This is a genomic window from Streptomyces sp. NPDC001714 (assembly GCF_042892755.1).
Lineage (GTDB): Bacteria > Actinomycetota > Actinomycetes > Streptomycetales > Streptomycetaceae > Streptomyces.
The window spans coordinates 190,883-206,010 of sequence record NZ_JBIAUL010000018.1 but is presented as its reverse complement, the minus strand read 5'-3'; the positions used below and the strand labels follow the sequence as shown (position 1 = coordinate 206,010).

Annotated in this window: 14 protein-coding genes and 1 pseudogene; 1 reads left to right on the top strand and 14 read right to left on the bottom strand. The window is 70.8% G+C overall.

From position 1 onward, the window contains the following. Window positions 1-169 precede the first annotated feature (169 nt). The 14 genes and pseudogenes from ACFY0P_RS38575 to ACFY0P_RS38510 all read right to left on the bottom strand — a co-directional run bounded on the left by ACFY0P_RS38575 (window position 170) and on the right by ACFY0P_RS38510 (window position 13,449). Window positions 170-1,075, bottom strand: a complete 906-nt coding sequence (locus ACFY0P_RS38575) for a hypothetical protein (RefSeq protein ID WP_388924334.1) — start codon at window positions 1,073-1,075, stop codon at window positions 170-172. Between the two features lie 7 nt (window positions 1,076-1,082). Continuing rightward, the gene (locus ACFY0P_RS38570; RefSeq protein WP_388924331.1) at window positions 1,083-1,805 is read right to left on the bottom strand and encodes a gamma-glutamyl-gamma-aminobutyrate hydrolase family protein; all 723 of its coding nucleotides are present in this window, start codon (window positions 1,803-1,805) and stop codon (window positions 1,083-1,085) included. Beyond that, window positions 1,802-3,292 carry an aldehyde dehydrogenase gene (locus ACFY0P_RS38565; protein ID WP_388924329.1) on the bottom strand — a complete coding sequence of 497 codons (1,491 nt, stop codon included), beginning with the start codon at window positions 3,290-3,292 and terminating at the stop codon, window positions 1,802-1,804. Before ACFY0P_RS38565 ends, ACFY0P_RS38570 begins: the two co-directional genes overlap by 4 nt. A gap of 119 nt (window positions 3,293-3,411) precedes the next feature. Further along, complete coding sequence (locus ACFY0P_RS38560) at window positions 3,412-4,869, bottom strand: APC family permease (protein ID WP_388924327.1); 1,458 nt, start codon at window positions 4,867-4,869, stop codon at window positions 3,412-3,414. A gap of 60 nt (window positions 4,870-4,929) precedes the next feature. After that, window positions 4,930-5,391: pseudogene (locus ACFY0P_RS38555) on the bottom strand (hypothetical protein); the annotation flags it as partial. A 220-nt stretch (window positions 5,392-5,611) separates the two neighbouring features. Beyond that, the gene (locus tag ACFY0P_RS38550; protein WP_388924324.1) at window positions 5,612-5,824 is read right to left on the bottom strand and encodes a ferredoxin; all 213 of its coding nucleotides are present in this window, start codon (window positions 5,822-5,824) and stop codon (window positions 5,612-5,614) included. Window positions 5,825-5,857: 33 nt separating this feature from the next. After that, window positions 5,858-7,054 carry a cytochrome P450 gene (locus ACFY0P_RS38545; RefSeq protein ID WP_388924321.1) on the bottom strand — a complete coding sequence of 399 codons (1,197 nt, stop codon included), beginning with the start codon at window positions 7,052-7,054 and terminating at the stop codon, window positions 5,858-5,860. A gap of 231 nt (window positions 7,055-7,285) precedes the next feature. After that, entirely contained in the window at window positions 7,286-7,888 is a 603-nt protein-coding gene (locus tag ACFY0P_RS38540) for a TetR/AcrR family transcriptional regulator (RefSeq protein ID WP_388924318.1), read from the bottom strand. 49 nt (window positions 7,889-7,937) lie between these two features. Next, entirely contained in the window at window positions 7,938-8,783 is an 846-nt protein-coding gene (locus tag ACFY0P_RS38535; protein WP_388924316.1) for a fumarylacetoacetate hydrolase family protein, read from the bottom strand. Window positions 8,784-8,794: 11 nt separating this feature from the next. Beyond that, window positions 8,795-9,730: a 3,4-dihydroxyphenylacetate 2,3-dioxygenase gene (locus ACFY0P_RS38530; protein ID WP_388924313.1), complete on the bottom strand. Its 936-nt coding sequence runs from the start codon at window positions 9,728-9,730 to the stop codon at window positions 8,795-8,797. Then, window positions 9,723-11,186 carry an aldehyde dehydrogenase gene (locus ACFY0P_RS38525; RefSeq protein ID WP_388924311.1) on the bottom strand — a complete coding sequence of 488 codons (1,464 nt, stop codon included), beginning with the start codon at window positions 11,184-11,186 and terminating at the stop codon, window positions 9,723-9,725. The genes ACFY0P_RS38530 and ACFY0P_RS38525 overlap by 8 nt, the downstream gene beginning before the upstream one ends. A gap of 34 nt (window positions 11,187-11,220) precedes the next feature. Next, entirely contained in the window at window positions 11,221-12,027 is an 807-nt protein-coding gene (locus ACFY0P_RS38520) for an acetoacetate decarboxylase family protein (RefSeq protein WP_388924309.1), read from the bottom strand. Between the two features lie 13 nt (window positions 12,028-12,040). Then, window positions 12,041-13,258 carry an NAD(P)/FAD-dependent oxidoreductase gene (locus ACFY0P_RS38515; RefSeq protein WP_388924306.1) on the bottom strand — a complete coding sequence of 406 codons (1,218 nt, stop codon included), beginning with the start codon at window positions 13,256-13,258 and terminating at the stop codon, window positions 12,041-12,043. Between the two features lie 2 nt (window positions 13,259-13,260). Further along, a complete protein-coding gene (locus ACFY0P_RS38510) occupies window positions 13,261-13,449 on the bottom strand; it encodes a ferredoxin (RefSeq protein WP_062019341.1) in 189 nt (62 codons plus the stop codon). A 349-nt stretch (window positions 13,450-13,798) separates the two neighbouring features. Between ACFY0P_RS38510 and ACFY0P_RS38505 the strand changes: the two genes are divergently transcribed. Beyond that, the gene (locus ACFY0P_RS38505; RefSeq protein WP_388924450.1) at window positions 13,799-15,118 is read left to right on the top strand and encodes a glutamine synthetase family protein; all 1,320 of its coding nucleotides are present in this window, start codon (window positions 13,799-13,801) and stop codon (window positions 15,116-15,118) included. Window positions 15,119-15,128: the final 10 nt, after the last annotated feature.

The window sequence follows — 15,128 nt, the reverse complement described above, 5'->3', positions numbered from 1 at the left end:
CGCGGGGGGGGGGGGTGGGGGGCGTCGCCCCGGCCCAAGCGGGCCCCCCCACGCGGGGGGGGGGGGGGGCGGCGGGGGGCCCGGGGGGGGCGGGGGGGGGGGGCGGGCCGGGGGGCCCCCCCCCCCACTCCGCATCCGGCGCCGTGCGGCCGGAGAGCCGCACCCGCACCTACCCGCGACCTGAGTAGGCGAGGTAGCACTCCACCGGGTCGCCCTCGTAGCTCCAGGGCCAAGGCGTCACCAGCCCGCCGGCCGCGGAGAAGACCGGGCCGGCATCACCGCTGCGGCCTGCCCGGATCAGGGCGTAGGCAAGGATTCCCAGGTCCGCGACGGCGGCCGCGTGACGCAGGTGCCCGGGTTGCAGCCAGTAGGCCGTGCCCTGGTCCAGCAGCCGTGCGGTGTGCGGCTGCGACCAGTACCGGCTGACCCCCAGCGCCTGGACTCCTCCGCCGCTCCTTTCGCGGTGGTACTGCCGCACGGCCGCCGTCAACGGCAGGCATGCCGTCGGCGCGTCCCACGGCATGACCGCGATGGCATCGTCGAGGAAGTCCCGCAGCGCGGCCTGGCTGCCCTGCTCCTCCGGGGAGAGGTAGCCCAGGATCTGCAGATGTGCCTCCCGGTGCCATGGATCACGCGCGCGTATCTCCTGCCAGACGGGGGAAAGTTCGGAGCTCGGCCGCCCCAGGAGCCGCAGCGCCGCCAGCGCACCCACCCACGGGGTCGGATCAGCGGGGCGGGCATCGGCGGCGACGCGGCAGAGCGCCAGGGCCCCATGCGGCTCGGTCGCCAGTTCGGACCACACGGCCAGCGCCAGGGCATCCGGGTCGCGGGGTCGGCGCGCGCGCCAGGTCCGGGCCAGCGCGGGCGCGGCCTGCGCGAGGACGCCGACCCGGTGGCAGCGGCGGTCCCAGTCGTCACCCGTCTCCCGCAGGAGCCGCTCCACCTGGGCGATGGCGAGGTCCTGCGGCCCCGGCCCCCGGGCGGCGGCGATGCCTCTCAGCACCCGGCCCAGCGCAACGTCGTCGAGTTCGGGGGCGAGGCGGGGTGCCTGTCGCTTGTGGCCGAAGAGAGCCATGTCCTTTTCAGTGTCTGCGGTGGGCGGCGTCAACCAGTGCGTCGAACAGGGCCTGCTGGGCCGGGTCCCGGTCCGCGGTGTCCTCGGGGTGCCACTGCACCGCCGTGAACCACCCGGGGTGTCCGGGCAGTTCGAGCCCCTCCACGGTGCCGTCGGCGGCCCGCGCGGTGACCGTGAGCCCGACACCGATGCGGTCGACTCGCTGGTGGTGGTAGCAGGAGGCCTCCGTCTTCTCGGCGCCGGTGGCCTGTTCGAGCACGGTGCCGCGCTGGATCGCGACCGGGTGCACGACGTGCCGGTGTTCGCGCTCCGCGCCGCCCATGTCCTGTTCCAGGCTGCCGCCGAGGGCGACGTTCACCACCTGCAGCCCGCGGCAGACCGCCAGCAGGGGTAGTCCCAAGTCCAATGTCTTACGGGCGACTTCGAGGTCGAACACGTCCTGGAGGTCGTCGACGTCATAGACACTGTCATGGGTGTCGGTGGCTCCGTAGCGGTGCGGGGCCAGGTCTCCGCCGCCCGGGAGCAGCACGCCGTCGAAGCGGGCGAGCCGCTCGGCCACGTCGGCTCCGGCCGGGTCGGCGGGGTGGATGCTCACCGGCTCTCCCCCGGCCCGCCACACGGCCTCGACCAGCGCGCGGGCGTTGACCTCGGCGGCGTAGCGGAGCGCGGACGTGGTGGCGGCGAACCGGGCCGGAATCGCGATCAGGGGTCGCGGGTGCGTACGGGTCACAGCTGGATCCAGGTGGTCTTCAGTTCGGTGTACTTCTCGATGGCGTGGGCGGACTTGTCGCGGCCGTTGCCGGACTGCTTCATGCCGCCGAAGGGGACGGTCAGGTCGCCCTCCTCGTAGCAGTTGACCCAGACCGTCCCGGCCTTCAGCGCGCGCGAGACCTTGTGGGCGGTGGACAGGTCGGAGGTCCACAGGCCGGCGGCGAGGCCGTACTCGGTGGAGTTGGCCAGCCGTACCGCCTCGTCGAGGTCGTCGAAGGCGAGGACGGACAGGACGGGGCCGAAGATCTCCTCGCGGGCCAGCTGCATGCCGGGGTCGACCCGGTCGAACACGGTGGGCCGCAGGTAGCTGCCGCCGGTCTCGGCCAGGGCCCGGCCTCCGCCCGCGCGCAGCCGGGCGCCCTCGTCCAGACCGGAGGCGACATGGTCCAAGACCCTGCCGAGGTGGCTGTCGCCGACCAGTGCGCCCATCTCGGTGACCGGATCGAGCGGGTCGCCCACCCGCAGCTCGCGCGCCCGTGCCACGACGGCCTCCGTGACCTGTTCGGCGATGGAGGAGTGGACGAGCAGCCGGGAGGGCGCGGTGCACATCTCGCCCTGGTTGAAGAAGATGCCCCAGGCGGCGGTCGCCGCGGCCTTCTCCAGGTCGGGGGCGTCGGGGAGGATGATGTTCGGTGACTTGCCGCCGAGTTCGAGCCAGACGCGCTTGAGGTTGGAGTCGGCGGCGTAGCGCAGGAAGTGACGGCCGACAGCGGTGGATCCGGTGAAGGCCAGGACATCGACGCCGGGGTGGAGGCCGAGCGCCCGGCCGGCCACCGGCCCGTCACCCGTCACGACGTTGAGGACACCCGGCGGCAGTCCGGCGTCGGTGGCGACGCGGCCGAGCAGGAGGGCGGACAGCGGGGAGGACTCCGACGGCTTCAGGACGACCGTGCAGCCGGCGGCGAGCGCGGGCGCGACTTTCCAGCTCGCCAGGGTGAGCGGGAAGTTCCAGGGCACGACGGCGCCGACGACACCGGTCGGCTCCCGGGTGATCAGGGCGAGCGAGTCCGGCGCGGTGTGGGGGGACTCGTCGGTGAGTTTGTCGGCGAGCTGCCCGTACCAGCGAAAGGTGTTGATCGCGGCGCGCAGCTCGATGGCGTACGCGTCCGTGATCGGTTTGCCCATCTCCAGGCTCACCGTCAGCGCCAGTTCCTCGCGCCGCTCCTCCAGCAGCTCGGCGATCCGCAGCAGGACCCGGCCCCGCTCGGCGGGCGCCAGGTGCGGCCACGGTCCTGTGTCGAAGGCGCGACGTGCCGCCGCGACGGCGAGATCGACCTCCGCCTCCCGCGCGTCGGCGACCTGGACCAGGCTCTGACCGTCGCGCGGGGAGATCACGGCGAACGATCCACCGTCACCGGCCTCGTCGTTGCCGTCGATGTGGTGCTGCGTGGGCAGATCCAGTTCCTTGGCGCGGCGCAGCAGTTCCTCATGGGTGGCGTTCAGCACGCGCTCTCCCCTTCACTTCCTTTTATTTCGGTTGATGACAAACAACTCGTGGTGCTGGGCAGAAGGCCCGATACGGCCGGGGCGCAGGCTCCGGCCGTATCGGTGAGGCATGGGGGTGTTCAGTCGGTGGTCTCCGCCCGGGACCGCGTCAGCCGGGCGGCGACGACGCCGAGGACCAGCACCACCGGAACGGTGATCTCAAGCCACATGGCCGTCGTCTGGTCACCGCCGATGAGCGTCGTGAAGTTGCCGACGATGATCCAGATGGCCCCGGCGATGCCGAGTGCGCCCAGTACGGGGGCGATCTGGGTGTTCCACGGGCGGGTGTCGGCGCGCGAGCGGCGGAAGAACACGACGACCGAGACCGAGGTCAGGAAGTACAGCAGCATGACGCCGAGGACGGAGACGCCGCTGAGCCAGGAGAAGAGGGTCAGCACCGGGTCCTTGCCGAGGATGGCGAAGGGCATCACCAGCAGCACGGAGATCGCGGTCTGCGCGGCGCCGGCGCCCCAGGGCGAGTGACGCCGGTTGACGACGGTCAGCCCCTGGGGCAGCAGACCCTCGCGGCCGAGGGAGAACAGGTAGCGGTTGGAGGAGTTGTGAAAGGCAAGGATGCCCGCGAAGAGGGACGTGACCAGCAGGATCGGCAGCACGTCGCCCGCCCAGCCGCCGAACAGGTCGGCGATCGGGGCGAAGACGAAGCTGGTCCCGTCGCCGCTCTGCAGCGCCTTGCCGGCATCGCTCGTCGCCTGGGATGCGCCGTGCGCCGAGACCAGCATCCACGTGGTGAAGGCGAGGAAGACGGTGATCAGCGTGACGGAGGCGTAGGCGGCGCGGGGGACGGTCTTGCGGGGCTCGCGGGCCTCCTCGCCGTAGATGGCCGTGGACTCGAAGCCGAACATCGACGCCACGGCGAACATCAGGGCCACACCGGGAGCGCCCTGGAGCGCGGCGGACGGCGAGAAGCTCTCGGTGACGCCGAGCCCCTCGGGACCGCCGCCCTTGAAGAAGGTCACGAGGGCGAAGGCGACCAGGATGCTGAACTCGGCCAGCACGAAGACGGCGAGGATCTTCGCGCCCATGTCGATCCCCAGGGCGCCGAGGATCTCCACGACCGCCATGGTGACCAGGACCCAGACCCACCATGCCACGTGGGCGCCCGAGTAGTGCTCGACCAGGGCACTCACCGAGGCGCCGTACAGCCCGTACATGGCAGCCTGGACGGTGCAGTAGGCCAACAGGGCGAGCCCGGCGCCGCCGGAACCGGCCGGCCGGCCGAGGCCCTTGCCGATATAGGCGTAGAAGGCTCCGGCGTCCACGACATGACGGCTCATGGCGACGAATCCGACGGAGAACAGCAGGACGATGACGCCGGCCGCGACATAGGCGGTAGGAGCACCTGCACCGCTGCCGATGGCGACTGCGAAGGGCACAGCCCCGGCGATGGCCGTCAGCGGGGCCTGGGCGGAGAGAACGAAGAAGAGAACGCCCAGGACACCGAGAGAATCGGGCTTGAGCCTGCCTGCTATGGATGCATCATGACCCGCTTGAGTAAGAGACGCGGTCTGACTGTCCACTCGAATCACCTGCCGGGGACGGGGAGGGCGGGGGTTTTGTTTTAGGCCAAACGAGTTGCCTCATGGTGGGCTGGAACTATCCGTTTGGCAAGGGGTTTCGGGGAGATCCTTCTGCGGCCTCGGAGGTCTTTGCGAGACCGTGACCCAGGCGACGGGCCGGCCGCACCCCCGGCGTACGAGTCGTACGACGACCGACGTCGACGCGGGCTGCGTTGCTGAGATCGGCGGTGCTGTCCAGGGGTACCAGGACGTTGGCCTCGGGGAAGCAGGCGGCACAGCAGCCGTGCGCGGTCGGGCAGGACACGACCCGCAAGTCGGGTGCCACGCGTTCGGCACCGTCGGGGTACTCGCCGACCAGGTCGACCCGGTCGGAGTCGGCCAGCTGGACAGAGGCCGGCTTCGTCGGGGGTGGACGAAGATCACTCGGCGCCCGCCGCGGATGCCGCGGCAGCGATCGTCGAAGCCGTAGAGGGTGGTGTTGTACTGGTCGCGGGAGCGGATCGTCTGGCGATCACCTTCCGGCCGTGCACAGCCGGGGCAGTCGAACCCGGTCTTCTGGTTGACGCTCAGCAGGGTCAGCAGGGTCCGCTTGGCGCCCGTCCGGCGGCCGCCGTGCCGCAGCGACTGGACGACGGCCGCGATGCAGGCCGCGTACTCCTTGGGCGACCGACGGTCAGACAGCTGTCGCCGGAGTCGTTCTCCGGTGGCCCGACGCCATCGGTGACATGCCGCGCTCCCGTCCCTACTCGTGGACCGTGATGGCCTGCAGCGGGCAGACCTCGGCGGCCTCGTACAGTTCCTCGGCGCCTGCCTCGTCCACGTCGGCCACGTAGACGTCGGTCGCCTGCGACCGCAGGGACAGGCGCCCCTCGTCGTCCAGCGCGAACAGGTCGGGGGCCGCGTACACGCACTGGCCGTGGTCCTGGCACTTGTTGAGGTCGACTTCGACCTTCATGACTGCTCCTGTCTCGCGAAAGGGGTCGGGGGATCAGAGAAAACGGACGGGGAGGTGGGTGATCGTGCGCAGGAACTCGGTGTGCGCATAGGCGGGCTCTCCCGCCAACTCGACACCGGAGAACCGGGTGACGATCGAGCTGAAGACGATGTCGGCCTCGGAGCGGGCCAGGACCTGGCCGGCGCAGCCGTGCATGCCGGAGCCGAAGGCCAGGTGCTGGCTGGCGCCGACCGGACGGGTGTGGTCGAAGGTGTCGGGGTCGGCGAAGACCTCGGGGTCGCGGTTGGCGGAGGCGATGAGCAGGGCCAGCGCCTCTCCGGCCGGCACGGTGGTGTCACCGATGACCGTGTCCTGCGTGGTCAGGCGCACCACCATCGACTCGGGCGTGTCGATCCGCAGGATCTCGTTGATGATGCCCGACCGTGCCTCCGGCTCGTCGCGGTAGGCGGCGAACAGCTCGGGCCGCTGCGTCATCAGCCAGATGCCGTGGTTGATCAGATGCTTGACGTCGAGGTGGCCCACGGCGAAGAACAGGAAGATGGTGTAGACGACCTCGTCCTCGGTCATCCTGCCCTCGTCCTGCGCGGCGATGAAGGCGTCGATCAGTCCCTCGCCGGGGTGGGCCCGCTTGTCGGCCACGAGCCGGCGGATGTGCTCGGCGAACCAGGCGAACGCCTCCGTGGTGGCGCGGGCCTCCCCGTCGTTGCCGCCGGGGCCGAGGCTCAGCCCGATCTCGTAGGTCTTGCGCTGGATGGTGTCCATCTCCGTCGGCTCGACACCGAAGATGTGGCAGGTCGTCTCGAAGGTGCACTTCAGGGACAGGCCGTCGGCCGCGTCCAGGGTGCCGTCGCCCTTCTCGACCTCGTCGAGCACGGTCTCCACGCAGGCGCGCATCACCTTGGACCACTCCTCGACGGCCTTGGGCGTGAACCAGCGGTTGGTGATCCGGCGCAGCCGCGTGTGGTCGGGGGCGTCCTTGCCGAGCATGGTGTGGTGGATCGGGGCGGCCGGCCCGAAGTCGAGCTGCTGCACGCTCAGGGTGGGGTTGCGGATCAGCCGGGCGACGTCCTCGTAGCGGGAGACGACGTGCAGGCCCACCGGATGCCGGTAGACCGGGTGCTCCTGCCGCAGCCGCGCGTAGTACGGGTACGGGTCCGCTCGGAAGCCGGGGTCGCGGAAGGGCAGCAGGTCCTCGGTGGCGGACGCGGGTCCGGCGGTGGTGACGGTCATGTCGCGGCACTCCTCGTATCGGGCGCGAGACGGGGGGGAACTGGAGATGGGGAGAGGGAGGGACGACCAGAGGCCTCGTACCGCGAGAATTATCCAGCCGGATAATTTCGTCAATACTTCGCGGGCACGTAATCAAGTCTTTACGCCGCCGGAAACGGACGAGCCCCCGTCGCCATGCGACGGGGGCTCAGTCCTGACCTGCGGTTATGGCAGGGATTGCCATGGGGGCGACTACTCTGCGTCTCCAGGCTGCCGGGTCAGCAGTGACCGCAGTTCCTTCAGCGCGGCCACGGTGACGTCCGGCTCGTCGAGGACCAGCTGGTGCAGCACGAGACCCTCCAGGGCGGCGAAGACGAGCCGGGTCAGGGCAGGGCTGGTGCCGTCGGGCAGGCTGCGGGACAGCTCCCTCTCGGTGGCCTGGAAGTACTCGTCGTACAGCGCGCGGATCTGCGGCAGCAGTTCGGGCCTGCGCCTGGATTCGAGCATGAGCTCGTACTGGAAGATCTGCATGGCCGGCTCGCGGGTGACCATGTCCGCCAGTCCCGCCGCGAAGTCCGCGATGTCGCCCGTGCCGGGTTCCAGGGAGCTGATACTCGTGCTGGTGCGCACCGCGTGTTCGAGGGCCGCCTCGATCAGCGCGTCCCGCGAACCGAAGTGGTGCACCACGAGCCCGTGCGTGACACCCGCCTCTTCCGCGACGGCGCGATAGGTGAGCTTGCGCAGCCCGCCCCGGGCCACCACGCGCACGGCCGCGTTGAGCAGGGCCTCGCGGCCGGTCCCGTAGTCCACGCGCTTGCGGGGCCTGGCGGGGGGCTTGTCGGAGGAATCGCTCATGGACGCGACCCTACCCGCACGCGGAGGCCGGCGGACCGTCGCAGGGGCGTCAGCGCTTCGGCGGGCGGATGCCGCGGAACTCCCAGTCGCCGCCGAGGGCGGTGGACAGGACCTCCTCGGACTCGGTGGGCTGGGCGCCGACGTCGGTGCGGATGGCGGTGGGACCGGTGACGATGTGGTTGGTGAGCCGGCCGAGGCCCTCGACCTCGACCTCGACGACGTCTCCGGGCCGGACGGGGCGGGAGTTGGCGGGGGTGCCGGACAGGAGTACGTCGCCCGGGTAGAGGGTGATGGTGCGGGCGATGTCGGCGACGAGGTAATGCATGTCCCACTTCATCTCGTCGGTCGTACCGTCCTGCACGACCTCGCCGTTGACGTAGGTGCGCAGGCTCTTGCCGTGGAAGTCCCAGTCGGTGACCAGGCCGGGGCCGAGGGGGCAGAGGGTGTCGGAGCCCTTGACCCGGAGCATGGAGCCGGCGTCGGTGTCGCGGAAGTCGTGCAGTCCGTAGTCGTTGGCGATGGTGTAGCCGGCGATGTACTCGCCCGCCTCGGCCGGGGAGATGTTCCGCGCGGTCTTCCCGATGACGATGGCGACCTCGCCCTCGTAGTTGAGCCACTTGCAGCCCTCGGGGCGGACGATGGCGCCCTTGTGGGAGTTGAGGGAGGAGGTCGGCTTGTGGAAGTACGTGGGAGTGTCAGGGAGGTCGATCCGGAACTCGTCGACGCGGCTGCGGTGGTTGAGGTGGACGGCGATCACTTTGGACGGCACGACCGGCGGCAGGTGCTGCGCGTCCTCGGTCTTGACGCGGCGGCCGTCCCCGGCGACGAGTTCGTCGCCTTCGACGGTGACCTGGACGGCGGCGCCGTCGAGGAGGATGCGGCGGTACTCGGGCATGTTCCGGGCTCCTAGATACGACTGTGAGGGGTGCGCGGGGCGGGGGTCGCGGACGGGCCGGTGCCGGTCCAGCCGTCGGCCGGGCGGTCGAACCAGAGGTGGACCTGGCCGGTGCCGATGGAGTTCTCGTACTCGCCGTACTGGCGGGCCCTGGCGACGCACGCCTGTTCGCCGAGGGCGCCGGCCATCATCAGGTAGTGGAAGAACTTCGCCTCGGGCTTGTACTTCGAGAACTCCGGCATGGTGTCGAGGACCTTGTCGTGGCGGCCCTCCTTGAACCAGGCGATGCGCTCGTAGTCGGCCTCGCGCGCTTCCGGCGTGAAGATGTGCACGGGGTCGCTCGACTCGTGGTCGCGCAGCTCGCGCAGCGGCCAGAAGGTGTGTGACAGCGCACCGGAGGCGATGAGCAGGACCCGGCGGCCCGGGGTGGCGGCGATACCGTCGGCCAGCGCCCGGCCGAGGCGCAGGTGGTCCTCCATGTCGCCGGTCTGGCAGACCCCGATGGTCACCCACCGCTTGTCGGGCAGGCCCTCCCCGAGGAACTTCCAGAGGTTGATGGTGGCGTAGTAGATCGGCAGGTACTCGTCCTCGATCGCGGTGATCCAGGTGCCGTGCTTGTCGGCGAACTTCTCGACGTTGTGGGCGAGTTCGGGGTCGCCCGGGAAGTCGTACGGCATCCGGCACATGCCGCGCGGCAGCTCCTCGGAGGTGAACAGGCCGGCCCTGCGTGCTTGTGCGGTGACGACGAACTCGACCGTCGTGGCCCAGTGGGAGTCCAGGACGACGACGGTGTCGTAGTCGTCGCGCTCGAAGACGTCCTTGCGGAGCTGGTGCAGGCCTGTGACGAGGGTGATCTCCTTGCCCTCGTTGAGCTCCAGCCGGGTCTCCTGCGGAAGCACGATGGTGGGGACGTGGGCGAGCAGGCCCGCCCCGACGATCTCACCCATGGTTCCTCCAACCGTTCGGCGCGGTCACGGTGTTCTTCACGTCGCAGTAGAAGTCGAAGCTCCAGGTGCCGCCCTCGCGGCCGACGCCGGAGTGGCGGGAGCCGCCGAAGGGCGCCTGCAGGTCGCGGACGAAGAAGCAGTTGGTCCAGACCGTGCCTGCGACCAGCTGTGCGGTGACGCGCTCGGCGCGCTCCGGGTCGCCGGTGGCGAGGGTGGCGGCGAGTCCGAAGCGGGTGTCGTTGGCGAGGCGGACGGCCTCGTCCTCGGTGGTGAAGGTCTGCAGGGTCAGGACGGGGCCGAAGACCTCCTCCTGCACGATCTCCGAGTCCTGGGCGACGTCGGTGAGGAGGGTCGGCGCGTAGTACTGGGCGTCCTTGCGATGGCCGCCGATGACCGCGCGGGCCCCGGCCGCGATCGCCCGCTGCACGAACCCGTCGATCTTCTCCAGCTGGCGCGGGTGGATGTTCGGGCCGATGTCGGTGGCCTCGTCCCGCGGGTCGCCCTGGGTGAGCTGCCCGGCCTTCTCGACGAAGCGGCGGGTGAACTCCTCGGCGACCGACTCCTCGACCAGGAAGCGCGTTGCGGCCAGGCACACCTGCCCGGCGTTGTCGTACTGCTCCACCGCCAGGTCGACCGCGAGGTCCAGGTCGGCGTCAGCGAACACCAACAGGGGGGACTTGCCGCCGAGTTCGAGGCTGAGCGGGGTCAGGTTCGCGGCAGCCGAGGCCGAGATCCGCTTCGCCGTCGGCACCGAACCGGTGAAGCTGATCCGCCGCACGTCGGGGTGCGAGGTCAGAGCGTCGCCGATCTCCGAGCCGTACCCCTGCACGACGTTCAGCACTCCGGCGGGCAGCCCGGCCTCGGCGGCGATGTCGGCCAGCAGGGACGCGGTCAGCGGGGTCCACTCGGCGGGCTTGAGGATGACCGTGTTGCCGGCCGCGAGAGCGGGGGCGACCTTCCACGTGGCCAGCATCAGAGGGGCGTTCCAGGGGGTGATCAGCACGGAGGGGCCCGCCGGGTCCCAGCTGACGTGGTTGGTGTGCCCGCGCGTCTCGAAGTCCTCGTGCTCCAGCTTCAGCAACCAGTCCGCGAAGAAGCGGAAGTTGTGGGCGACGCGGGGCATGACGCCCCGGCGGTGGGAGCGGAGCAGGGCGCCGTTGTCGGTGGTCTCGACGATGGCGAGCTCTTCCAGCCGCTTGTCGACGCCGTCGGCGACGGCGTGCAGGATGCGGGCGCGTTCGGCACGTGGGGTGGCGGCCCAGGCGGGGAAGGCGGCCTTCGCCGCGGCCACCGCGGCCGCAGCCTCCATCCCGGTGCCCCGGGAGATCTCCCCCAGAACGCTGCCGTCGATCGGCGAGACATCGGTGAACGTTTCGGCGGAGGCGACGCGCTCGCCGCCGATCCAGTGCCGGGTGTCGACGGCGACCCCGGCCACCGTGAGGGTGTGCTCGGTCATGTCCGGTCTCCAAGTCCTGTGGTGCGTAAGGGGGTTACTCGGCGCCGGACGTGCCGGACTCCAGCAGCCGGCCGCCGTCCCAGACGACACCGACCTGCCGGTAGTAGGCGGCGATCGGCTCGCGGATCTCCAGGCGTGCCAGTTCCTCGGTGGGCGCCTCGAACAGCTCCAGCTCGGCGTCGCCGCGCCACGGCTGTCCACCCTCGAAGGAGGCGGCGCCGGACTCGATCAGCTCGTCGAGCGCCAGGCCCTTGCCCTTTTCGATGGAGGGCAGCCAGCGATGGTGGGCCATGGGGTGGGCGTTGACGAAGCCGTTGGTCTCGGACGGTTCGCGCAGGGTGACCACGGCCTGGGCCAGGCGCCGGTCGGCGGCGGCGAGGGTGGCGCCGAAGCGGGCGCCGGCCTCGATGCGCGGGGCGGGCCCGTAGGGGTGCGGGCGGGTCTGGTGGATCGAGCCGAGCTTCTTCGGGTAGCCCTGGTGCAGGCCGCGCGCGATGGCGAAGTCCTTGTCGACCCAGATGTACACGCAGCGGGTGTAGGTCTGCCCCCGGTACTTGCAGCGCACGACCGCGAACGCCTCCTTGTACTGGGCCAGTACCGGGTCCAGCAGCTCCTGACCAGAACCCGAGCAGGACTGCCAGTCGGCCCAGATCAGCGCCACGGCGCCCGGGTCCTCGTCCGCCAACTCCAGCGGCTCGGGCAGCAGTTCACGCACACGTGCCGGGTCGGTGCGGTACTCGACGGTGAGCAGGTCACCGGAGTACCGCCAGGGCGGCGAGGGGATCAGCGACGAGGCTCCGCTCGCCGTCTTGGGGAAGAAGAATCCACGGACGGTGGTCATGTCAGCAAAGTCCTTAGGCGGTGAGGGCGGGCTGCTCGAGCAGTTCGGCGCGGTAGCGGGAGGCGGCGGCCGCCGCGGCCTGACCGCCCAGGGCGACGACACCGGCCAGCCGGCCACCGGCGTGGTAGCCGACGACGACGTCACCGTCGAGGTCGCCTTCCAGTACGCGCACGTCCTCCTTGCCGAGTACCGGTGCCCCGAAGGACTGCAGGCGGAAGTCGTGCTGGTCGCTCCAGAAGGTGGGCAACGGTGCGAACGGGGACAGGTCGCGGCCGGCGCCGGTCAGGTGGGCGACGAGGGTCTTCGCGGCGTGCTTGGCGGTGTCCGTGGGGATGCACCAGTGCTCCACACGGCGCGGTACGCCGTCGTAGCGGGCGTTGGGGAAGCGGGCCACGTCACCGACGGCCACCACGTCGGGCCGTCCGCCGACGCGCAGGTGCTCGTCGGTGGGCACACCGTCGCTGAGGTCGAGGCCGTTGCCGTCCAGCCACTCGGTGTTGGCGACCGAGCCGACCGACTCGACCACCACGTCGGCGGGCAGAACGGTGCCGTCGGCGAGGGCGACGCCGGTGACGTGGTCGTCGCCGGTGAAGCCGGTCACCCCCGTGCCAAGAGCGAAGCGCACGCCGCGTTCCTCGTGGCGCTTCAGCAGGGCCCTGGCGAGGAGCTCGCCGAGGGGGCCGACCATCGGCAGGGGCAGCGGGTCGACCACGGTCACCTCGCGGGCGCCCAGAGCCACGGCGGTGGCGGCGACCTCGCAGCCGATGAAGCCGCCTCCGACGACGACCACCCGGGCTCCCGGCCGGGTGAGGGCCTGCCGCAGGCCCTGCGCGTCGTCGATGGTGCGGACCGTGTGCCGGCCCGCGAGCGGGCCGGGGCAGCGCAGGCGCCGGGGCCGCATTCCGGTGGCGACGACCAGACCGTCGTACGAGAGCGCCTCGCCGTCGTCGAACTCGACGATCTTCTCCGCGAGCCGCACGGCGACGACCTTGGTCCCCAGCCGCCACTGAGCGTCGGCCACGCTCGCCCGCGGGCGGAAGGCGAGCGACTCGAAGGGCGCGTTGCCGGCCAGGACCTCCTTGGACAGGGGCGGCCGGTTGTAGGGCATGTGCGGCTCGTCACCGACGAGCGTGATGCCTTCGGTCCAGCCGGCGGCCCGCAGTTGCTCGGCCGCGCGCAGGCCGGCCATGGAGGCGCCGGCCACGACGATGCGTGCATGCGTCGACGTCATGGTCAGTCCTCGATACGGATGGCCTGGAGCGGACACACGTCGGCGGCTTCCTCGACCTCGTCACGCAGCGCGTCGTCGGGGTCGGTGACGTAGGCCAGGTGGCCGCTGTCGTCCATGGAGAAGACATCGGGGGCGGCGAAGACGCACTGGCCGTGGTCCTGGCACTTGTTCATGTCGACGACGACCTTCATGGCCGGTCCTCCTGAAAGTGAGGGCGTCGGGGCGGGGGCGAGGAGAGGAAGAGGGGCCCGACCGCTTCGGCCGGGCCCCGGCCAAGGGCCTGGCGACTGACCGGGCCCTTACTCATTTGGCTTCAAACAACATAGGAAGCGACCCACCCCTGGTCAATACCTATCCATGCGGATAATTTTTTTCCATCCCCTCTTGCGGGGTGTCCGTAGCCCCCATACCGTTTGGCACCAAACAAGTCAGCCGTGCCCCCACCAGCTCCGGCCCTCTGACTTCTCTCGTCACCCACACCCCCAAGCGCCCGAGGAGACATCGGTGAGCGCAGCCCCAACCCCCAGCCTCCGTCAGCACATGCAGCGGCTCGCCGCCGAGGGCATCGACGTGGTGCGCGTGACCTATCCCGACCTCATCGGCGTCGACCGCGCACGCGACGTCCTGCTGGACCACCTGCCGTCGGCCTGCGACCACGGCCTGGCCTTCTGCCGGGCCGTCTACCACACCAGCCCCCGGGGTGACGTGGTCCCCGTCTCCGGCGGTCTCGACGCCGGCCTGCCCGACATCACCGTGCGACCCGACCTGGACAGCCTGGTCCCCCTCCCCTGGGAGCCCGGCGTCGTCTCCTGCCTCGCCGACGCCACTGACCCGGCCACCGGCCTGCCCGCGCCCGAGTCACCCCGCGATCTGCTGCGCACCGTCCTCGCCCGGTGCGCCGAACACGGCCTGCGTCCGGTGGTCGGCCCCGAACTCGAGTACTTCCTCTGCGACGAGGACCCTGCCTCCCCGAGCGGCTGGAAGCGTTACTCCGGGACCACCGGCGCCGTCTACACCGCCGGTCTGCGCGCCGACGGCGACAACCACCTGCTGCGCACCCTGCGCCTGCTGCGGGACATGAACATCGGCGTGACCAGCGGCAACCACGAGTTCGACGGCGGCCAGTTCGAGATCAACCTCACCCACTCCGAAGCCCTGTCCGCCGCGGACCGCGCCTTCCGCTTCAAGTCCGCGATCAAGGAGCTGGCCCGGAAGGAGGGGAAACTCGCCACGTTCATGGCCAAGCCGTTCAACGACGCCGGAGGCTCCGGTTTCCATCTCCACCTGTCCTGCGAAAACGACGAGGGCGGCAACGCCTTCGACGACCCCACCGGGCCGTACGGGCTGTCCGCCACCGCACGCCACGCCGTCGCCGGCATCCTCGCCCACGCCCCGGCCCTGGCCGCCCTGGCCAACCCGACGGTGAACTCCTACAAGCGATTCGGCCCGGACACCCTCGCCCCCTGGCTGATCGACTGGGGCCTGGACAACCGCAGCGCCATGGTCCGCATCCCGCCCGAGCGCGGCTCCGGCGCCCGCTTCGAACTGCGTCTCGGTGACGCCAGCGCCAACCCGCACCTGCTGATCGCGGGCACGATCGCCGCCGCGCTGCTCGGGGTGTCGGCCGGCGAGGAGCCCCCCGCCCCCTTGGAGGGGTACGGCTACGACCCCGCCAGGGCGGCCGTGCTGCCCATGAGCCTGCCGGCCGCGCTGGACGCCCTGGAGGCGGACACGGAACTGACCGACGTCCTCGGCAAGGACTTCACCGCCTCCTTCCTCTCCTACAAGCGCAACGAGATCGAACGCTTCCAACGGCACATCACCGACTGGGAGTTCACCGAGTACGCCTACCACCTGTGACGACTGGGAG

Bases quoted from the DNA above. Each gene is read 5' to 3' on its own strand.
- ACFY0P_RS38575 (WP_388924334.1), bottom strand. From the start codon at position 1,075: ATGGCTCTCTTCGGCCACAAGCGACAGGCACCCCGCCTCGCCCCCGAA.
- ACFY0P_RS38510 (WP_062019341.1), bottom strand. From the start codon at position 13,449: ATGAAGGTCGTCGTCGACATGAACAAGTGCCAGGACCACGGCCAGTGC.
- ACFY0P_RS38505 (WP_388924450.1), top strand. From the start codon at position 13,799: ATGCAGCGGCTCGCCGCCGAGGGCATCGACGTGGTGCGCGTGACCTAT.
- ACFY0P_RS38545 (WP_388924321.1), bottom strand. From the start codon at position 7,054: ATGACCGTCACCACCGCCGGACCCGCGTCCGCCACCGAGGACCTGCTG.
- ACFY0P_RS38535 (WP_388924316.1), bottom strand. From the start codon at position 8,783: ATGCCCGAGTACCGCCGCATCCTCCTCGACGGCGCCGCCGTCCAGGTC.
- ACFY0P_RS38530 (WP_388924313.1), bottom strand. From the start codon at position 9,730: ATGGGTGAGATCGTCGGGGCGGGCCTGCTCGCCCACGTCCCCACCATC.
- ACFY0P_RS38525 (WP_388924311.1), bottom strand. From the start codon at position 11,186: ATGACCGAGCACACCCTCACGGTGGCCGGGGTCGCCGTCGACACCCGG.
- ACFY0P_RS38520 (WP_388924309.1), bottom strand. From the start codon at position 12,027: ATGACCACCGTCCGTGGATTCTTCTTCCCCAAGACGGCGAGCGGAGCC.
- ACFY0P_RS38540 (WP_388924318.1), bottom strand. From the start codon at position 7,888: ATGAGCGATTCCTCCGACAAGCCCCCCGCCAGGCCCCGCAAGCGCGTG.
- ACFY0P_RS38515 (WP_388924306.1), bottom strand. From the start codon at position 13,258: ATGACGTCGACGCATGCACGCATCGTCGTGGCCGGCGCCTCCATGGCC.
- ACFY0P_RS38550 (WP_388924324.1), bottom strand. From the start codon at position 5,824: ATGAAGGTCGAAGTCGACCTCAACAAGTGCCAGGACCACGGCCAGTGC.